Annotated in this window: 15 protein-coding genes; 8 read left to right on the top strand and 7 right to left on the bottom strand. The window is 71.3% G+C overall.

Translation table 11 applies throughout. The annotated features are described in order from the left end of the window. Positions 1 to 428 precede the first annotated feature (428 nt). A complete protein-coding gene (locus tag ACWD68_RS14505; RefSeq protein WP_451806760.1) occupies positions 429 to 1,367 on the bottom strand; it encodes an SCO0930 family lipoprotein in 939 nt (312 codons plus the stop codon). A 565-nt stretch (positions 1,368 to 1,932) separates the two neighbouring features. On the opposite strand from ACWD68_RS14505, the gene ACWD68_RS14500 reads away from it, so the two are divergent. The 3 genes from ACWD68_RS14500 to ACWD68_RS14490 all read left to right on the top strand — a co-directional run bounded on the left by ACWD68_RS14500 (position 1,933) and on the right by ACWD68_RS14490 (position 4,112). Further along, complete coding sequence (locus tag ACWD68_RS14500) at positions 1,933 to 2,550, top strand: hypothetical protein (RefSeq protein ID WP_451806759.1); 618 nt, start codon at positions 1,933 to 1,935, stop codon at positions 2,548 to 2,550. A gap of 16 nt (positions 2,551 to 2,566) precedes the next feature. Then, positions 2,567 to 3,331, top strand: a complete 765-nt coding sequence (locus ACWD68_RS14495; RefSeq protein WP_451806758.1) for a bestrophin-like domain — start codon at positions 2,567 to 2,569, stop codon at positions 3,329 to 3,331. A 250-nt stretch (positions 3,332 to 3,581) separates the two neighbouring features. Next, the gene (locus ACWD68_RS14490) at positions 3,582 to 4,112 is read left to right on the top strand and encodes a hypothetical protein (protein WP_451806757.1); all 531 of its coding nucleotides are present in this window, start codon (positions 3,582 to 3,584) and stop codon (positions 4,110 to 4,112) included. A 139-nt stretch (positions 4,113 to 4,251) separates the two neighbouring features. Here ACWD68_RS14490 and ACWD68_RS14485 read toward each other — a convergent pair whose 3' ends face one another. Continuing rightward, positions 4,252 to 4,743, bottom strand: a complete 492-nt coding sequence (locus tag ACWD68_RS14485; protein WP_451806756.1) for a hypothetical protein — start codon at positions 4,741 to 4,743, stop codon at positions 4,252 to 4,254. A gap of 331 nt (positions 4,744 to 5,074) precedes the next feature. Between ACWD68_RS14485 and ACWD68_RS14480 the strand changes: the two genes are divergently transcribed. Beyond that, the gene (locus ACWD68_RS14480; RefSeq protein ID WP_451806755.1) at positions 5,075 to 5,737 is read left to right on the top strand and encodes a class F sortase; all 663 of its coding nucleotides are present in this window, start codon (positions 5,075 to 5,077) and stop codon (positions 5,735 to 5,737) included. Between the two features lie 111 nt (positions 5,738 to 5,848). On the opposite strand, the gene ACWD68_RS14475 is transcribed toward ACWD68_RS14480, so the two are convergent. Both ACWD68_RS14475 and lysX read right to left on the bottom strand, forming a co-directional pair. Continuing rightward, positions 5,849 to 6,691: a polysaccharide deacetylase family protein gene (locus ACWD68_RS14475; protein ID WP_451806754.1), complete on the bottom strand. Its 843-nt coding sequence runs from the start codon at positions 6,689 to 6,691 to the stop codon at positions 5,849 to 5,851. Positions 6,692 to 6,772: 81 nt separating this feature from the next. After that, positions 6,773 to 10,051 (bottom strand): bifunctional lysylphosphatidylglycerol synthetase/lysine--tRNA ligase LysX, encoded by a 3,279-nt coding sequence (lysX, locus tag ACWD68_RS14470; protein ID WP_451806753.1) that lies wholly within the window; start codon positions 10,049 to 10,051, stop codon positions 6,773 to 6,775. Between the two features lie 101 nt (positions 10,052 to 10,152). On the opposite strand from lysX, the gene ACWD68_RS14465 reads away from it, so the two are divergent. After that, complete coding sequence (locus ACWD68_RS14465; protein ID WP_451806752.1) at positions 10,153 to 10,617, top strand: universal stress protein; 465 nt, start codon at positions 10,153 to 10,155, stop codon at positions 10,615 to 10,617. A gap of 12 nt (positions 10,618 to 10,629) precedes the next feature. Here the strand turns inward: ACWD68_RS14465 and ACWD68_RS14460 are convergent, their stop codons facing one another. Then, positions 10,630 to 11,784, bottom strand: coding sequence for a CapA family protein (locus tag ACWD68_RS14460; RefSeq protein ID WP_451806751.1), 1,155 nt, complete (start codon positions 11,782 to 11,784; stop codon positions 10,630 to 10,632). A gap of 275 nt (positions 11,785 to 12,059) precedes the next feature. On the opposite strand from ACWD68_RS14460, the gene ACWD68_RS14455 reads away from it, so the two are divergent. The 3 genes from ACWD68_RS14455 to ACWD68_RS14445 all read left to right on the top strand — a co-directional run bounded on the left by ACWD68_RS14455 (position 12,060) and on the right by ACWD68_RS14445 (position 14,127). Continuing rightward, entirely contained in the window at positions 12,060 to 12,608 is a 549-nt protein-coding gene (locus tag ACWD68_RS14455; RefSeq protein WP_385706385.1) for a sigma-70 family RNA polymerase sigma factor, read from the top strand. Between the two features lie 135 nt (positions 12,609 to 12,743). Beyond that, complete coding sequence (locus ACWD68_RS14450) at positions 12,744 to 13,259, top strand: hypothetical protein (RefSeq protein WP_451806750.1); 516 nt, start codon at positions 12,744 to 12,746, stop codon at positions 13,257 to 13,259. Positions 13,260 to 13,446: 187 nt separating this feature from the next. Further along, positions 13,447 to 14,127 (top strand): zf-HC2 domain-containing protein, encoded by a 681-nt coding sequence (locus ACWD68_RS14445; protein ID WP_451806749.1) that lies wholly within the window; start codon positions 13,447 to 13,449, stop codon positions 14,125 to 14,127. 134 nt (positions 14,128 to 14,261) lie between these two features. On the opposite strand, the gene ACWD68_RS14440 is transcribed toward ACWD68_RS14445, so the two are convergent. Both ACWD68_RS14440 and ACWD68_RS14435 read right to left on the bottom strand, forming a co-directional pair. Next, positions 14,262 to 15,122 (bottom strand): Fpg/Nei family DNA glycosylase, encoded by an 861-nt coding sequence (locus ACWD68_RS14440; RefSeq protein ID WP_451806748.1) that lies wholly within the window; start codon positions 15,120 to 15,122, stop codon positions 14,262 to 14,264. A gap of 38 nt (positions 15,123 to 15,160) precedes the next feature. Continuing rightward, complete coding sequence (locus tag ACWD68_RS14435) at positions 15,161 to 17,236, bottom strand: SpoIIE family protein phosphatase (protein ID WP_451806747.1); 2,076 nt, start codon at positions 17,234 to 17,236, stop codon at positions 15,161 to 15,163. Positions 17,237 to 17,305: the final 69 nt, after the last annotated feature.

Here is a 17,305-nt window from a genome sequence, read left to right as displayed (position 1 = left end):
CTGATCGCCCGCCAAAGGAGCGAGTCAAAACGGAAATTGGCCGTCCGGTCACCGTCACTGCCAAGGGCACGTGCCGAATTGGCGCCTGCGAACGTCAACGTGGCACGCCACTCACCGCCGTTGCGAAATCGCTCCGAAGCATTCCAAAAAGCTCCGCGGAGTCACGAAGCGTGGCCGCCTCGCCCGGGGAGCCGCCGCGTTCTTTCACATCCGGGCGGGCCGCCGGGACTTTCACGTCATGACGGCAGCCGAAATGTTTCGGCCACGCCCGGACATACGAAAAGGTCCGCTCCCTCCGTGCGGAGGGAGCGGACCCCGGGTCGCGCGTCCTGTGTCGTTCGTCGTCCGGCACACCTGCTGCCTGTGTCCACTCCCTTCCGCGTTCCGTACCGTTCGGGCGATGCGATCAACCCTGGGGAGGTGATCCTCTACTCGGACGCGCCGACCGGCTTTCCTTCGGGCGAGACGGCGTACCACGTGCCGCCGACGCCCTGACCGTTGGTGTCCCCGGGAGCGGTGTCACCGGAGAAGGTGTAGATCGGCCAGCAGTTGACCGACATCTGCTTCACGCCGTCCGGGCGGGTGAAGGGCATCAGGCCCTTCTTCTTGACGCCCTTGGTGTCGTCCTCGGAGACCGGCGCGACGGCGGGCCACTTCTCCAGGCAGGCACCCGTGCAGGCCGACTTCGAGACGGGCCAGGCCTGGTCCTTCATGAAGCGGTAGACGGTCATCCCGTTCTTGTCGACGACGATCTCGCCGAGCTTCGGGTCCTTGCGGACCGACAGGCCGGGCAGGTCGGCCAGCGTGGCCTTCTTGCCGTTGGGCGCGGAGGCGTACCAAGTACCGCCCACACCCTGCCCGTTGGCGTCTCCGGCCTTGGTGTCCTTGGCATACCGGTACATGGGCCAGCCGCCTATGGTCAGCTGCTTCGTACCGTCGGATCGGGTGACCTCGCCGAGCAGCGCCTTGTCGACACCGGTGGCGGCCTCGGCGCCGTCGGCGGGCACGGGCGGCCAGGCGGTCGCGCAGTCGCCGTTGCAACTCGACTTCGGCGGTTCCGCGGTGTCCTTGTCGAAGCGGTAAAGGGTGAGTCCGGCCCCGTCGGTCAGCACCTTGCCGAGCTTCGCGCTCTCCGACACGGCGAGCTGGCCCGCGGCTTCCGCCTTGGCACCGGCGGTCTCCTTGGAATCGGCGCCATAACCGTTGCCCGCGGTGGTGCTCGTCCCATATCCACCCGCGGCGGCGGTAGCGCCCACGTTCTGGCTGCCCGTCGAAGGGGTGCCCTGTTCCTGACCACACGCCGTCGTGAGCGCCAGCACGGCCGCAGCTGACGCTACGAGTGAGGCGCTCCGCCAGGAGGTCTTCATTGGTAACTCCCGCTGTTCGCATAAATGTTGCAGCGCCCTGCTGCGCCGCGCATGGCCCTAGGTACGGGCGGGAGGGGCAGGAGTGTTCAAACAGGCCTCAAATTTCTTTCGGAAACCTGTGATGCGAGCGGCGCAATCCAGGGGTGCCGTTCGGATCACCCGGATCGGGCCGCGGCGCCCGGTGCGGCGCGTCGCCGGGCGGAGCGTCACCCACGTACTGGGCGTACTCGGGTGATGCGACACCGCGGCGTGGGGGTCCCCTGCTCGAAGAGCTTGGGGGAGTGCCGCCCGCCGTGGAGCAGGGGATGACGCCGGTCGCGGAGCGGCTGACGTCGCCCGACCCGGAGCGGCTGACATCGCCTGACGTCGCCCGACCCGGAGCGGCTGGCATCGCCGCGGCGCCGCGGGCCCGGGGTGATCCGAACGCCGCCCTCAGTGCACACGTTCGTTCGCCGAACATGCTTCCCATCCGCACGTCAAACCGCCGCGAGTCACACGTACCCCTTCGGGGGCAATCCCGGACACTGCGGCGCGGCCTGGTCGGTCACGCTCCATGATCTTCGTCGTGCATGGACCCCAACGGACCCGATCCGCCCTCGTCATACGGGCATTGGCGCTGACGGCGCTCACCTGGCTCCTCGTGGGCGCGCCGAGTGGAACGGCCGCGGCCGACGCCTGCGCCTACGCCTACGCCTCCACGGATCCGGACAGCGGCGGGACCACCGCGGTGGCCGTGGCGGGCAGCGGGGCGGTCGCGGTCGCCGGGAACACCATCCGGTGCCCGGCCCCGACCACACCCCCGCCCTGCCCGCCGACCCCCACACCGGCCCCGCCGCCGCCCCCGAAGCCCCCTCCGCCTCCGAAGCCGACGCCGCCTCCCCCGCCCACCCACGCGCCGAAGCCCGAACCACCGCCTCCGCCGCCACCACCGCCGCCTCCCCCAGCGCCGAAACCGAAAGCCGCGCCGCCACGGCCGGCGCCGGTCCCGGCGCCGAGACCCACGCCGAAGCCCAAGCCCACGCCGAGCGCGCGTCCGGCGCCCTCGCCGGCCCCGGTCAGCTATCCGGCCTACCGCACCCCGCCGCACAAGCACCCGCCCCGCAGCGGTCCGTCGCTGGTCTCGTTCACCCTGCTCATCACCGCGCCCGCGGTGCTCGCCGTCGCGGCACTGCGCCCGCGCTGACCCCTGGAGGCAAACCTTGTCGGATTGGCTTGTTCTCGCCCTCGCGATGGCGGCCGCGTGCCTCGTGGTCCTCATCGTGACCCTCGTACGCCATCGCAGGGCCCGCGAGGACGAGGACCCCACCGAGACCCCGGACGTCATCGAGTACATGACGATGATGATCGGCGTGGTGTACGCCATCGTTCTCGGTCTGGCCATCGCCGGTGTCTGGGAGGCGCGCGGCGGCGCCCAGGACCATGTGCAGGCGGAGGCCCAGGCCCTGCACGAGATCTCCGAGCGGGTCCGGGTCTACCCGCCCGACGTGCGCGACCGCATCCGCGGCGATGTGGACACGTACGTTCATTTCGTGGTCACCACCGAGTGGAAGGCCATGGCCGAGCACAGCGAGGTGACCGCCGAGGGTGCCCGGCTCTTCGAGGGCATCCGGCACGACGTCACCGACTACCAGCCGAAGACGGACTTCGAGGCGCAGGCCTACCAGCCGCTCCTCGACCAGGTGACGGCCGCCGACGCCGCGCGCAGCGCCCGGGCCGACTCGACCGGGGCGACCATGCCGGGGGTGGTGTGGTTCGGACTCATCACCGGCGCCGTCGTCACGGTCGGGATGATCTTCGCGCTGCAGATCCGGCGCACCGCCCGGGAGTTGATCCTGGCCGGGCTGTTCTCCGCCCTGATCGCCTTCCTGCTGTTCCTGATCTGGGACTTCGACGCGCCCTACAGCCGCGGGATCACGGCGTCGGCGGAGCCCTTCACGGCTCTCTTCCCGCACCTTCCCGGGTAAACGATCCGCCTTCCCGAGCGGCGGATCGATCCCCTGGGGGGACGCGGCGGCCGGGGGACGGACGCCACGCCGTGTCCGTCCCCCGGCCGTACGCATGCCGCCCCCCGGACGGCCCACACGATTGACCCGTTCGCGCGACTGGGATCGCGCCCGGGGGCACCCTTTCCTAGCGTTTCGATCGTCGAGGTGCATTTCTGGCGCAAGCGGAATAGGTCCGCAGCAAGGCTCCTCGGGGACCTGGAGGCTCACCATGCGCGCGATACGCGTCGCTTCGGCCGCACTGCTGGGCGTGACCGCCCTGACCTTCACCGCACCCGCCGCCTTCGCCGGTGACGGGGACAGCCACAACATCACCCCGTTCGCCTTCAGCGTGCAGCCGTCGACCGTCGCCGCGGGCGGTCAGGTGTCGCTGCTCCTGAAACGGGACGGCGGGTGCAGGGGGAGCGCCACGGTCACCTCCGGGGTCTTCGACACCGTCACCATCCCGCCGGGGCAGTCCTCGGCCACCGCCCTGGTCGACTGGGACGCCAGACCCGGGGCCGTGTACGACGTGACGTTCTCGTGCGGCGGAGCGAGCGGCAGCACCGGTCTCACCATCGCCGGCGGCCGGCCGACCACTCCGACCCCGGTCCCGCTCCAGCGGGGCGTCCGGGCCGGTGTCGGCGGCAGCAACGGCGGCTTCGATCTGAAGGAGATCGGGATGGGTGCGGCGCTCATCGCCGGTTCCGTCGGCGCGGCCTGGTACATGTCCCGCCGGCGCACCTCGTCCGACGACTCCTGACGCGGCGGCACGGCCCTTCGCCCCGGACCCCCTCGGGAGGGTCCGGGGCGAAGGGCTGTCATGTGCGCTCCGCGCGCTGTCCGAAGGCGGCCGGCCGGCCCCGGAAGGGGACGGGACCGGCAGCCCGCCCGCGGAACGGTCAGATGTGCTTCTCCGACCTGCGGCGCATCCAGAACACTCCGCCGCCGACGGCCGCCGCGGCCACCAGACCGCCGCCGATCGCCATGTCGGTGGACGTGGCGCCGGTGGAGCTGCTGCCGCCGAGACCACCGCGCACACCGCCGATGACGGTGAAGGCGGCCGGGCGGGTGAGCGGGCCCGTCCCGTCGCAGTTGACGGTGATGTCGTACGAACCGGGACGGGCGTCCTGGTTGATGGTGGCCGTCCCGCTGGACGACTCGTTGTGGCTGCCCAGGAGCGGCGAGAGCCTCGCCTGACGGAACGCGGGCGAGGTCATGGTGCCTCCCCTCGGGCACCCGTCGACCGTCACGGTGAGCTGGCCGCCGCGGGCGATGACGCTGGGCATCGCGACGATGTTGCTCGGGGTGTTCCACGCCGCGGCCATCGGGGCGGCGAGCCCAACGGCGGCGACCGCGGCGGCAGACACCGCCAGGGCACGAGTAGTACGCATGTGATCCTCCGCGGGGGCGCCCCGGGAACCGTCCCCGGTGGATCGGCGAGAAAGCGCCTCCCAGACAGACCCTCAGATGCCGTGCGCGGGCCCGCATTTCGGGAATGGTCCGTCCTGGTGAGAAGACACGCCGAAGGAAAACCACACAATCGGATATTGCCGCAGGTCACGGACCGTCAGAAAATTCCTGGTCACGGCAACTCGGATGGCGCACGGGGGATTCGTCCCGCCACCCGTTCGCCCGCTCCCCGTCGCCCGGCGGCCTCGCTGCCATTAGCGTGCTCATATGCGCGAATGACGAGGCGACGGCCGCGTCGAGAGGGGATTTCGAATGTCTGCGTCCGAGCTGGCCGAAGAGGAGGAGCGGCAGAGGAAGCGCGCTCCCTGGGGCGTGATAGCGCTTGTTCTGCTGACCGGCCTCGCGCTCATTCGGAATGGTTCCGGTGAGTTCGACGTGGGCCCCCCGCAGCCCGCTTCGGCGGCCGCGGCGGACAGCCGCACTCCCGGTGGCACCTTCTCGAACACACCGGACCCGCTCCCGTACTCCGTGGTCGACCGGGTGCGGATCCCCGCCATCCGGGTAGACGCCCCGGTGATGCCGGTGGGTCTGGACAACGACGGATGGGTCGACGCGCCGCCGCCCGACGACCCGAATCTCGCCGGCTGGTTCACCGGTGCCGTCTCGCCCGGCGAGAAAGGCACGGCCGTGGTCGTGGGCCATGTCGACAACATGCGGGGTCCCGCCGTCTTCTACGGGCTCGGCGCCCTCAAGAAGGGAAACCGGGTCGAGGTCCTGCGCAAGGACGGAAAGACCGCGGTGTTCGACATCTACGGCATCGAGGTCTTCGCGAAGAACGATTTCCCCGGCGACCGTGTGTACAACAGCAAGGGCACCCCGGAATTGCGTGTCATCACGTGCGGAGGCGGTTTCTCCAAGCAGCACGGATACGACGGGAACGTGGTCGCCTTCGCCCGCATGATCGAGGTGCGCTGAGCGTTCCCCGAGCGGGCGGGCGAAAGCCGGTCGGCGAGGCTCTCGGCCTCCCGCCGACCGGCTCGGCCGGAATCCCCGCGCACCACGGTGCGCGGGGACCCGCCGGCGCTTCTAGGCGTATCTCCGGCGCGGCACCATGATGTGGTAGCCGTCTTCCAGCAGACGCGGAAGATAGTCGCGCAGCGCCCGTACGCTCTGCGAGCGGTCGCCGCCCGCGTCGTGCGAGAGGACGACGACGCCCGGCGCCGCCTCGCTCTCGATCCGGCCGACGATGGAACGCGTGCCCGGCGACGTCCAGTCGAGCGTGTCGACGGTCCAGCCCAGCGGCTCCATGCCGAGTTCGGCGCCGATCTGGAAGGTCGCCCGGTTCCAGGCTCCGTAGGGCGCGCGGAACCAGGCGGGCGGCTCGCCGCACGCGTCCTCGATGACCTCGCAGGTGCGCTCGATCTCGGAACGGATCGCGGAGCGCGAGAGCTTGGTCAGCAGCGGATGGCTCCAGGTGTGGTTGCCGACGAGGTGTCCGTCGTCGGCCATCTCGCTCAGCAGGTCCTTGTTGTCGACGACCATCTCCCCGCACACGAAGAACATCGCGCGCACGTCGTACTCGCGCAGGGTGCGCAGGACCTCGGGGGTGTAGCGCGGGTCGGGGCCGTCGTCGAAGGTCAGCACCATGCTGCGGCCACGCCCGGACATGCGCAGGAACGGCTCGTTCCGGACGAGGGTCCGTGTCTGCGCGCTGCGCGGCGCGCCGTATCCGGCGATCGGCTGGAGGCGGTAGGCGGACGGCTTGAGGGCGCGGGACGCCTGCGGGCCGGAACGGGGAAGGCTCCGCGCCGGCTTCGCGACCTGGTCGGCGGTCAGGACACGGGCTGTGCCCGCCGCCCCGGCCGCCCCCAGGACGGCGGCGCCGGCGATCAACGCCCGGCGCCGGGTAATCAGCTGATCCTTTTTCATGACCAATCAGTCACCCGGCGGAGGGGCGACTCGGCCGAGCAACACCGATGGGGCCTCGCGAAAGCACCCGGCTGGACCATTTCAGCGGCGGCGCACCAGGGGGAACGGGAGCGTCTCACGGATCGTCAGCCCGGTCAGGAACATGACGAGACGGTCGACGCCGATGCCGAGACCCCCGGTGGGCGGCATGGCGTACTCCAGCGCGTCGAGGAAGTCCTCGTCGAGCTCCATCGCCTCGGGGTCTCCCCCGGCGGCCAGCAGCGACTGCGCGGTGAGCCGGCGGCGCTGTTCCACCGGGTCGGTCAACTCGGAGTAGGCGGTGCCCAGTTCCGTGCCGAAGGCGACGAGGTCCCAGCGTTCCGCGAGCCGCGGGTCGGTGCGGTGCTGCCGGGTGAGCGGCGAGACGTCGGTCGGGAAGTCCTTGTAGAACGTGGGCAGCCCGGTCTTCTCCTCGACCAGACGTTCGTACATCTCCAGTACGACATCGCCGCGACCGTCGTCCGGCGTGTACGGCACGCCCGCACGGTCGCACAGCCGCAGGAGCGCCTCCAGGGAGGTGTCGGCGTCGATCTCGTCCCCCAGCGCCTCGGAGATCGCGCCGTACACCGTCTTGACGGGCCAGGCCCCTGAGATGTCGTACTCGGTGCCGTTCTTGCGGGCGACGGGTGAGCCGAAGGCTGCGGTCGCGGCGCCCTGGATCAGCTCGCGGGCGAGGTCGAGCATCACGTCGTAGTCGGCGAAGGCCTGATAGGCCTCCAGCATCGTGAACTCGGGGTTGTGCTTGTAGGAGACGCCCTCGTTGCGGAAGGTGCGGCCCATCTCGAAGACCTTCTCCAGACCGCCGACGCACAGCCGTTTGAGGTAGAGCTCGGGCGCGATGCGCAGATACAGGTTCAGGTCGTAGGCGTTGATGTGCGTGGTGAAGGGCCGGGCGTTGGCGCCGCCGTGGATCTGCTGGAGCATCGGGGTCTCGACCTCCAGGTAGCCGCGCTCGAGCAGACCCTGGCGCAGCGCCTGGACGGCCGTGGAGCGGGCCCGTACGACGTCGCGGGCGCCGGTGCTGGAGACCAGGTCGAGATAGCGGCGGCGGACCTTGGCCTCGGGGTCGGCGAGGCCCTTGCGCTTGTCGGGCAGCGGGCGCAGGCACTTGGCGGTGAGCCGCCAGGAGGTGACGAAGACCGTGCGTTCGCCCGTGTCGCTGGCGCCCGCGAGGCCGTCGGCGCTGATGTGGTCACCGATGTCCACGACCTGCCGGAAGCGGTCGAGCGCGGGGCCGGACTCCTTGCGGGTGAGGGCGAGCTGGAGATCGCCGGACCAGTCGCGCAGCACGGCGAAGAGGATTCCGCCGAAATCGCGTACGAGCATCACGCGTCCGGCGACGGTCACGTCCTCGCCGCCCCGGACGTCGGCCAGGACGTGGGTGCGCGGCGGGATGCCGACCGGGTAGGGGTCGGTGCCGTCGGTGCGCAGCCGGTCGAGCTTGCGGTGCCGCACGCGGACCTGGTCGGGCAGGCCGGCGGTGGGGTCGTCGGCCGGGGCCCCCTCCCCCGTGTCGAGGCCGAGGGCCGCCAGCGACGGCAGCCCCTCGGTCGACGCGGGCTTCGGTCCGCCCCGCTGGTGTCCCTTGCCCCACAGCGTGCGCAGGGAGGGCACGGAGACGAAGCCCTCGGCGATGGCGGAAGCCATGCCGATGCGGGCGAGGGCGCCGGTCTCGCCGTAGCAGATGAAGCGCGGGTACCACTCGGGGTGGTACTTGGCGTTGGAGCGGTACAGGGCCTCCAGCTGCCACCATTTGGAGAAGAACAGCAGCAGCCTGCGCCAGAGTCTGAGCACCGGGCCCGCGCCGATGCGGGCGCCCTCCTCGAAGACCGAGCGGAACACCGCGAAGTTGAGGGAGATGCGCCGGACGCCGAACTTTCCGGCGACCGCGCACACCTCCGCGACCATGAACTCCATGACGCCGTTGGGTGCGCTGCGGTCGCGGCGCATCAGGTCCAGGGAGATGCCGTCGCGGCCCCAGGGCACGAGGGAGAGCAGCGCGAGGAGTTTGCCGTCGGACCCCATCGCCTCGACGAGCAGGCAGTCGCCGTCCTCGGGGTCGCCGAGCCGGTCGAGGGCCATCGAGAAGCCGCGTTCGGTCTCGGTGTCGCGCCAGGCGTCGGCCCGGCTGACGATCTCCTCCATCTCGGCGTCGGTCAGGGTCGAGTGCCGGCGTACCCGGCAGGTGGCGCCGGTTCGTCTGACACGGTTGACGGCCTGCCGGGTGACGCGCATGTCGCGGCCGCCGAGGTCGAAGCCGGCGACGTGCAGGATCGCCTCGTCGCCGAGCTGGAGGGCGCCGAGCCCGGCCCGCGCGAAGGCCTTGGCGCCCTCCTCGGAGGCGCCCATCGCGGCGGGCGCCCAGGCGTAGCGGCGGGCGATGTCCAGCCAGGCGGCGATCGCGTGCGGCCAGGCCTCCCGGTCGCCGACGGGGTCACCGCTGGCGAGGCACACTCCGGCCTCGACGCGGTAGGTGACGGCCGCCTTGCCGCTGGGCGAGAAGACGACGGCCTTGTCGCGGCGGGTGGCGAAGTAGCCGAGCGAGTCCTCGCCGCCGTACGCCCGGAGCAGCGCGCGGATACGGGTCTCCTCGTCGCCGTGCAGGGCCGCCACCAGGCGCTGGGAGCGGAAGAGCGTGGCGGCGGCGTTGAGCAGGGCGAGGGCGCCGAACAGGCCGAGGACGAAGAACAGCCCGCGCGGCGGACGGCCGTCGAACGACTCCCCGGAGACGAGTCCGCCGCAGACCCGGTTGGCGGCCCACAGCAGCCGCTGGCCGCGCGGCAGCGTGCCGGGGAAGAGCTCGACCAGGCCCCAGCCGACCAGGATCGCCACCAGGAGCCCGGCGAACAGGACGAGGAGGGCCCGCCGTACGGCGGCGCGCCGCGAGTCGGCGTAGAACTCGCGGCGGGCCACGATCAGCAGCGCCAGCAGGAGCCCGCAGACGACGAACGACGGGATCGAGTCGGCGTACAGACCGGCGGCGATACCGAGGGCGTCGACCAGGACCAGCAGGCCGAGGTAGACCACCACCAGCCACCAGGCGATCTTCTTGCGGGCGGCCGTCGCGGCGGCGAGCAGGAAGAGGAAGACGGCGTACGCGAGGTTGGCGCTGACCGGGATGATCAGCAGGTCGAGGAAGCGCACCACCGGGCGCAGCAGTCTGCGCAGCGGGGGGATGAAGGCGAGCAGGGCGCAGAGCAGTCCGATGGCGCCGAAGAAGGTCGCGAATCCCTCGGGCACCTTGTTGAGGAAACCGTTCCGGGGCGGCCGTTTCGGGCCGACGGTGTCCTTCGGCGGGCGGGCCGCCACGGTGGCACTCATGGTTCCGACTGTAGGAAGAGCGGCGCCGCCCCGCCCGTCGAGCGAGTCTCCACCGCTCCCCCGCGGCCGTGGGACCTGCGGGTTCCGATAGCCTCACAGCCGTGACGGAAGAGCAGCACGCACATCGGTTCGAGCGCGGCACGGACGGTCCCAAAGTCATCGTCGTCGGTGTGGACGGCTCCGACTCCTCGCTGCGCGCCGCGGCGTACGCGGGCGGTCTGGCCAGGCGGCAGCGGGCGCTGCTCGCGGTCGTCTACGTCCAGCCGGTGATGGCGGCGGGGGCGGCGCTCGGGGTGCCGGTCGCGGAGACCACCGACCAGATCGCCGAGGACCTGGTGCGCTACATCCGCGACGCGGCCGAGCGGGTGAAGGACATATTCGATGTGCGCTGGGAGTTCCACACCTTCCGGGGCGACCCCTACAACGGCCTGGTCACCGCCGCGGACGAACTCAAGGCGGACGCCGTGGTGGTCGGGGCCTCCGAGCAGGCGGGGCACCGGATCGTCGGATCGGTGGCGATCCGGCTGGTGAAGGCGGGCCGCTGGCCGGTCACGGTCGTGCCGTAGAGCGGCCCCGCGTCACTTGGCCATGACGAGGCCGGACCGGGCCGCGCCCCGGCTCAGGACGACGTCCCGGATCCGATCGCGTACGGCTCCGACCGTGGCGCCCCGCTCCAGCGCGGCGTTGAGATCGACGACCCGGCCCGCGTCGAGGTCGAAGGCCTGCGGGACGAACTCCGCCTTCGTCACCTCCCAGCGCGCTCCCTTCCGCGCGGGCGGGGCGAAGGTGAAGCGTCCGATGGTGCTCTCGTTGCCGCGCGGATCCTGGACGCCCTGGCCGTTGAACATCTCGCCGGCGATCTGGTCGCCCATGCCGTAGACGACCCAGGTGCCGTTGACCTTCTCGTAGGCCTGCGGGACGTGGGCGTGGGTGCCGAGGATCAGGTCGATGTCGGGCCGCCCGTCGGTGCGGGACGCGGTCAGCTCCTTGCTCAGCCGCAGTTGCTGCTCGTCGGGCTCGTCCTGCCATTCGGTGCCCCAGTGCAGCGAGACGACGACCACGTCGGCGCCCGCCTTCCGTGCGGCACGGGCGTCCGCGACGATCCGGGCGGGGTCGATCAGGGCGACCGCCCAGGGCTGCCCCTGCGGGAGCGGGATTCCGTTCGTGTCGTAGGTGTACGCGAGATGGGCCACCCGGGCGCCGCCCGCCCGCATCAGGCCGGCGCCGCTCGCCTCCTGCGCCGTGCGCGCCGATCCGGCGTGCCGCACTCCCGCGCGGTCCAGCGCGTCCAGGGTGCGCCGAATGCCGTCGGCACCGTCGTCCAGGGTGTGGTTCGAAGCGGTGGAACAGGCGTCGTAGCCCGTCGCCGCGAGGCCGTCGGCCACCTGGGGCGGGGACTTGAAGATGGGATAGCCGGTGTAGTCGCCGTCCGCGCCGTAGACCGTCTCCATGTGACAGATCGCCAGGTCGGCGCCGGACACGATGGGCTGGACGCCCGCGAGCATCGGCCGGAAGTCGTACCCGTTGCCTCCCGCGTCGGAGTTCGCCCGCTCGATGATCGAGGTGTGCGGCAGGACGTCGCCGGAGGCCACGAGGGTGAAGCCGCGGACGGCGGCGGGGGCGGGCTGTCCGTTCTGGTGGTGCCCGGCCGAGTCATGGAGCTGGCAGGCCGCCGCGGCCGCGACGAGAACGGCCGCGAGGGCCAGATTGATCTGCCGCGCGCGTGTGATCATGCCGGTCCCCATTCAGTCGTATTTGATTACTAATCAAGGGGAATCCACGTACACAGGCGACCGGCAGTCAAGGAGACACCACGGCCGCTAGCCCGTTCGGCGCTCACGGGCATGCCCGTGGGGGCGAACCCCGGTCCGGCGGCAGCGGCCACGGAATCCGGGGCTCCACGGCGGCGGACCGTTCGGCGCACCGTTCACCGACGGCTTCGACCGCCCACCGCACAACCGTGTTCCCGCCCTGTCCGCGCGGGGCGCGGCGCGCTGGCATACACGCCATGACGGCCGGAACCACCACCATCAGTCACGGAACGACCGCCGAGCACGAGCTGGCCGCGCTGCAGCGCGAGCACGGCCGCCCCCTCTTCGCCCTGCTGTTGCGCCTGTCCGACGGCGACCGGCAGCGCGCCGAGGACCTGGTGCAGGAGACGTTCGTCCGCGCCTGGCAGCATCCCGAGGCCCTGCGTGCCGACGACTTCGAATCCGTACGTCCCTGGCTGCTGACCGTGGGGCGGCGGTTGGCGATCGACGCGCGGCGGGCCCGTCAGGCACGGCCGCCGGAAGTCGGGGACGCGGTGCTCGAAAGCGCGCGGGTCTGTGCCGATCACGCCGAACGGTCGGCGGCGACGCTCGATGTGCGGGAGGCTGTGAAGACACTCACTCCCGAGCACCGTGAAGTCCTGGTGCTGGTGTACTTCCAGGGGGCCAGTGTGGCGGAGGCCGCCGCTGCACTCGGAATTCCGCCCGGTACCGTGAAGTCGCGCGCTTACTACGCGCTGCGCGCCCTGCGCCGGGTTCTTCCGGGATACGCGGCCGACCTGCGGTGAAACCGAAGGCTGAGTCAAACCTCCGTAAAGCGCCTTGCTGAGGACCATGGTTGAGCAATCAGCTTGCCTCATCCGTTTTCCGGACTGGGGCCCGGGGTCGGGCGACGCGCACGCACCGGAGGAAGGCAGGAAGGGATGCTGCACAGAGGTCAAGAGAGCACGGACGGCACCGGCGGGGGCGAACTCACCGTCCCCATGGCGTGGTTGTACGCCGAGTACATCGCCGACGAGCTGCTGCGGACGGGCGACCTGATGCCGCCCACATCCTTCGAGTTCCGCGCCGGGCGCGACGCCCTCGCGCTGACCATCTTCCTGTCCGACAGCGGGGGCGAGCTGTCCGGGATCCGGGTCATCACCCAGTTGGAGACCTGGCTTTCGCTGACGGCCTATGACCAGCCCTGGCACGAGTGGGTGCGCGAGCACCTCGCTCTGCGCGCGGCCGAGTCCGCCGGATCCGCCGCTCCCGACCCCGACCTGGAGTTGGCGTCGGCGGCCTGGCGATGGCTGGAGGAGACGGAACTGCTCGCTCCGGACCTGGACGCGGTCCCCGGCGGCGGCCCCGTGCCTGGTGAGGACGACGGTCCGCAGGTGTGGACGGCGGCCTGGCGACTGGGGCTGCCGCTCGGGCATCTGGCCATCCACCTCTTCTGAGGGCGGTCGCGACCGGGCCGGGGAGAATTTTCTCGAGCTCGCACCAATCCGCGAGCTCCGGTGCTCCGAAGGTCTTGGCCGCGATTCCGAACGAGTCTTGAGTGATTCGGCGGTCTGGTGCGTACCCGTGGGCAACAGCAACACCACTCACAGTCCGCACCAACGCCACGAGGATTCGGTATTCGGTATGAGGTCCCTGGAACGGCATCGCGACGTCGGCGCCTATGCGCTCGGCGTGCTCGGCGAGGCGGAAGCCTTCCGCTTCGAGGACCACCTCGCGGAGTGCCCTCGGTGCACGGCGTATGTCAGCGAATTCCGCCCCGCCGCACGGCAGTTGATGCTGTACCGCCGGTCGACGCCGCGCACCGTACACCCTTTCGCCGCGCCCGGGCCGCGGCTGCTCGACCGGCTGCTCGGCGAGGTGGCCTCGCGCAACCGGGCCGGACGCCGGCGCTTCCTGTACGCCGTGGCGGCCTCCGTGGTCCTCGCGGCGGGAGGCCCCGCGATCGCCGTCGTCGCCGCGCACGACTCCTCGTCGGACCGGATCGCCGCGGCCGACCCGCCGGCGAACAGGATCGCCAGGACCGACGCGAAGACCGGGGTCTGGGCCCAGGTGACGGCCGAGGACCGGGTGTGGGGCAGTGAGGTCGGCGTCGAGGTCAAGGACGCCGGAGGCCCCCGCTCGTGCCAGCTCGTCGCCATCGGCAAGGACGGCTCCGAGCAGACGGTGACGAGTTGGATGGAGCCCGCGCACAACGGCGACGTCATCGCGATGCAGGGCGGTTCGTCGATGCGGACCGGGGAGATCGTCCGTTACGAGGTGCGCACGGCGGAGGGCAAGCATCTCGTGACACTCGACTCCCCCTGAGCGAAGCCCGTCCCGCCGCTCGCCCACCGCTCGGGCGACGGCTGGCGGCCCTCGCCGAGGTGCCATGGCCGCAGAGGTGTCATCGCTTCGACGGGGTGGCCCGCGGGCCCCTGCTCGAGCAGCTGCCCGGGCCGCTACTTGAGCAGCCGGGACATCCGCCGGTCCGCCAGCGGCTTGCCGCCGGTCTGGCAGGTCGGGCAGTACTGCAAAGAGGAGTCGCTGAACGAGACCTCGCGAATGGTGTCGCCGCACACCGGACAGGCCTCCCCCGTTCTTCCGTGCACCCGCAGACCGCTCTTCTTCTCCGCCTTCAACCGCCCGGCGGCCAGCCCGTGGGAGCGCTCCACCGCCTCGGCGAGCGTGCCGCGCAGCGCCTGGTACAGCCGCCGGGTCTCCTCGGGGGTGAGCGAGGAGGCGATCTTGAAGGGCGACATCCTGGCGACGTGCAGGATCTCGTCGCTGTACGCGTTCCCCACGCCCGCGATCAGACTCTGGTCGCGCAGCGCGCCCTTCAGCCGGCGCCGCTCCCCCTGGAGCAGCCCGGCGAACCGCTTCTCGTCGAAGTCGTCGGCGAGCGGATCGGGGCCGAGGCGGGCCACACCGGGAATCTCCTGCGGGTCCCGGACGACGTACACGGCGAGCCGCTTCTGGGTGCCCGCCTCGGTGAGGTCGAAGCCCTCGCCGGTCTCCAGCGCGACGCGCAGCGCGAGCGGCCCCTTGCCGGGCCGGGGAGGACCGTCGGGAAGCGTGTCCTTCCAGTGCAGCCAGCCCGCGCGGGCCAGATGGGTGACGAAGTGCAGGCCGTCCTGGTCGATGTCGAGGAACTTGCCGAACCGGCGTACGGCCGTGACCTCGCGCCCCTCCAGCGCGGAGACGGGAGGGTCGTACGTCTTCAGGACACTGATGGCGACGGGCAGCACGCGCACGACCCGGCGGCCGACGAGATGATCGGACAGGAAGTCCTTGAGCGCTTCGACCTCGGGCAGTTCCGGCATACGTCCAGAGTGCCATCCGGCACCGGCGGCGCCAGGGATCAGTTCCGCTCCCGGACGATGAACTCGCACCACACACACTTCCCGCCGCCCCGGGCCTCGACGCCCCAGACGTCGGTGAGCCGGTCGACGAGCAGCAGTCCGCGGCCGGAGACACCGGACACTCCGGCCTCGCGGCGGCGCGGCAGGGCGCTGGAGGAGTCCTCGACCTCGACGCGCAGTCTGCGGTCGGATCCGGTCAGCACGCGCAGGGTGACGATCGCCGAGCCCTCGGTGTGCATCAGGCCGTTGGTGATCAGTTCGTCGGCGACCAGCTCGATCTCGTCGGCCCGCTCACCGGCTCCCCAGGCGCGGACCGCGGCCCGGATCATGTGGCGGGCCTCGGAGAGCGCCTCCGGGTCGCCGGGGGCCACGTGCTGCTGGAGACGTCCGCCGGAGCGGTGGTCGCTGAACCCGCGGCGGCGCAGGAGCAGCAGGGCGACGTCGTCGTCCCCGCCGCGCTCCTCGGCCATGTCGATGAGCCGGTCGGCGAGGTCACCGACGTCGGTCGGGCCGACGCGGATGCGCTCCCTGAGGGTGTGCATGCCGTCGTCGAGGTCGACGCCCGGCTCCTCGACGAGTCCGTCGGTGCACAGCAGCAGGGTCTGGCCGGGGTCGAGTTCGATGGTGGCCACGGGATATTCGAGGCGTCCGAACTCGGCGGACAGACCGAGCGGCAGGCCGCCCTCCACGGGGAGTCGGCGACACCTCCCGTCGGTGTACCGGACCAGTGGGTCGATGTGGCCGGCCCGCACCAGCTGGGTCACTCCGGTGGACAGGTCGACCTCGGCGTACAGGCAGGTCGCGAAGCGGTCGGTGTCGAGTTCGTCGAGGAAGACCGAGGCACGGGCCATCACGGTGGCCGGGGTGTGGCCCTCGGCGGCGTAGGCGCGCAGGACGATGCGCAGCTGGCCCATGACCGCGGCGGCATGGGTGTCGTGGCCCTGGACGTCCCCGATGACGGCGCCGACGCGGCCGCCCGGCAGCGGGATCAGGTCGTACCAGTCGCCGCCGATGTCCCGGCCGAGGGAGGCCGAGCGGTAGCGGACGGCGATGTCGGCGCCGTCCACGCTGGGGATCGAGCGCGGGAGCATGGCCTGCTGGAGGCCCTGCGCGAGGTCCTTCTCCTGCTCGAAGAACATGGCCCGCTGGAGGCTCTGGGCGATGCTGCTGCCGAGCGCGACGAGGACGTTGCGCTCCTCCTCCGAGAAGCCGTGCCGGTCGTTGTAGAGCAGGCCGATGGCGCCGATGGGGCGGGCCTGCACGATCAGCGGCAGATAGGCGGCCGACGTGATGTTCAGGTCGGTGATGTTCGGCCACAGGAGCGGGTACGACTCGGCGAACTCCTCGGGCGACTCGATGAAGTGCGGCTGGAGGGTCCGCACGACCTCGTTCATCGGGTACTGCGCGTCCAGGCGCGTGACCCGGGTGCCGGGAACGTAACTGTCCACGGGGCCCGTGGCGACCATGTGGATGCGGCCGGCCTCCACCAGACCCATGACCAGGCTGGCCGCCCCGAGGTGGATGAGGCCGTGGGTGTCCTGGAGGACATCGATGACGTCCTGGACGGTGACGGCGTGGGCCAGCGCGGCCGTGGTCAGCTGGACGACGCTCGTCTGCTGGCGCCGTGCCTCGTCCTGGGCGGCCTCATCACGACCCGCCGCGACCTCGGCGAGCTCCTCGGTCGCGTCGCGGACGATCCCGATGATCCGGTGCGGCCGGCCCGTCTCGTCGCGGCGGATGTAGCCCTGGGTGTGGGTCCAGCGAAGCGAACCGTCGCGGCGGCGGATGCGGAAATAGGCGCCGTAGTTCTCGCTGCCGTCCTTGAGGGCGTGGGACACCAAGGTGTCGAGGCGGAGCGACTCGGACGGCGGGACGCGCATGGCCAGGGTGGCGGGGTCCCCGTCGTACTCGTCCGGGCGCACGTCGAAGACCTCGTGGGCCTCGGCGTCCATCTGCATCAGACCGGCGTCCAGGTCCCAGTCGAAGCTGCCCATGCGGTTGAGCGCCAGGATCGGAGCCGGGTGGGCGGGCCAGTCGTCCGGGAGTGACAGGGCGCTCGCTCCCCGATCAACCATGGGGCCACCTTGCCAGCATTCGCCCGATTATTCGACTCCTGGCGAGCCCGGTTCCGGGCTCCCCGGACC

This window comes from Streptomyces sp. NPDC005141 (assembly GCF_053599975.1).
The sequence above is the reverse complement of the archived record's forward strand: the minus strand, read 5'-3'. Positions and strand labels throughout refer to the sequence as shown.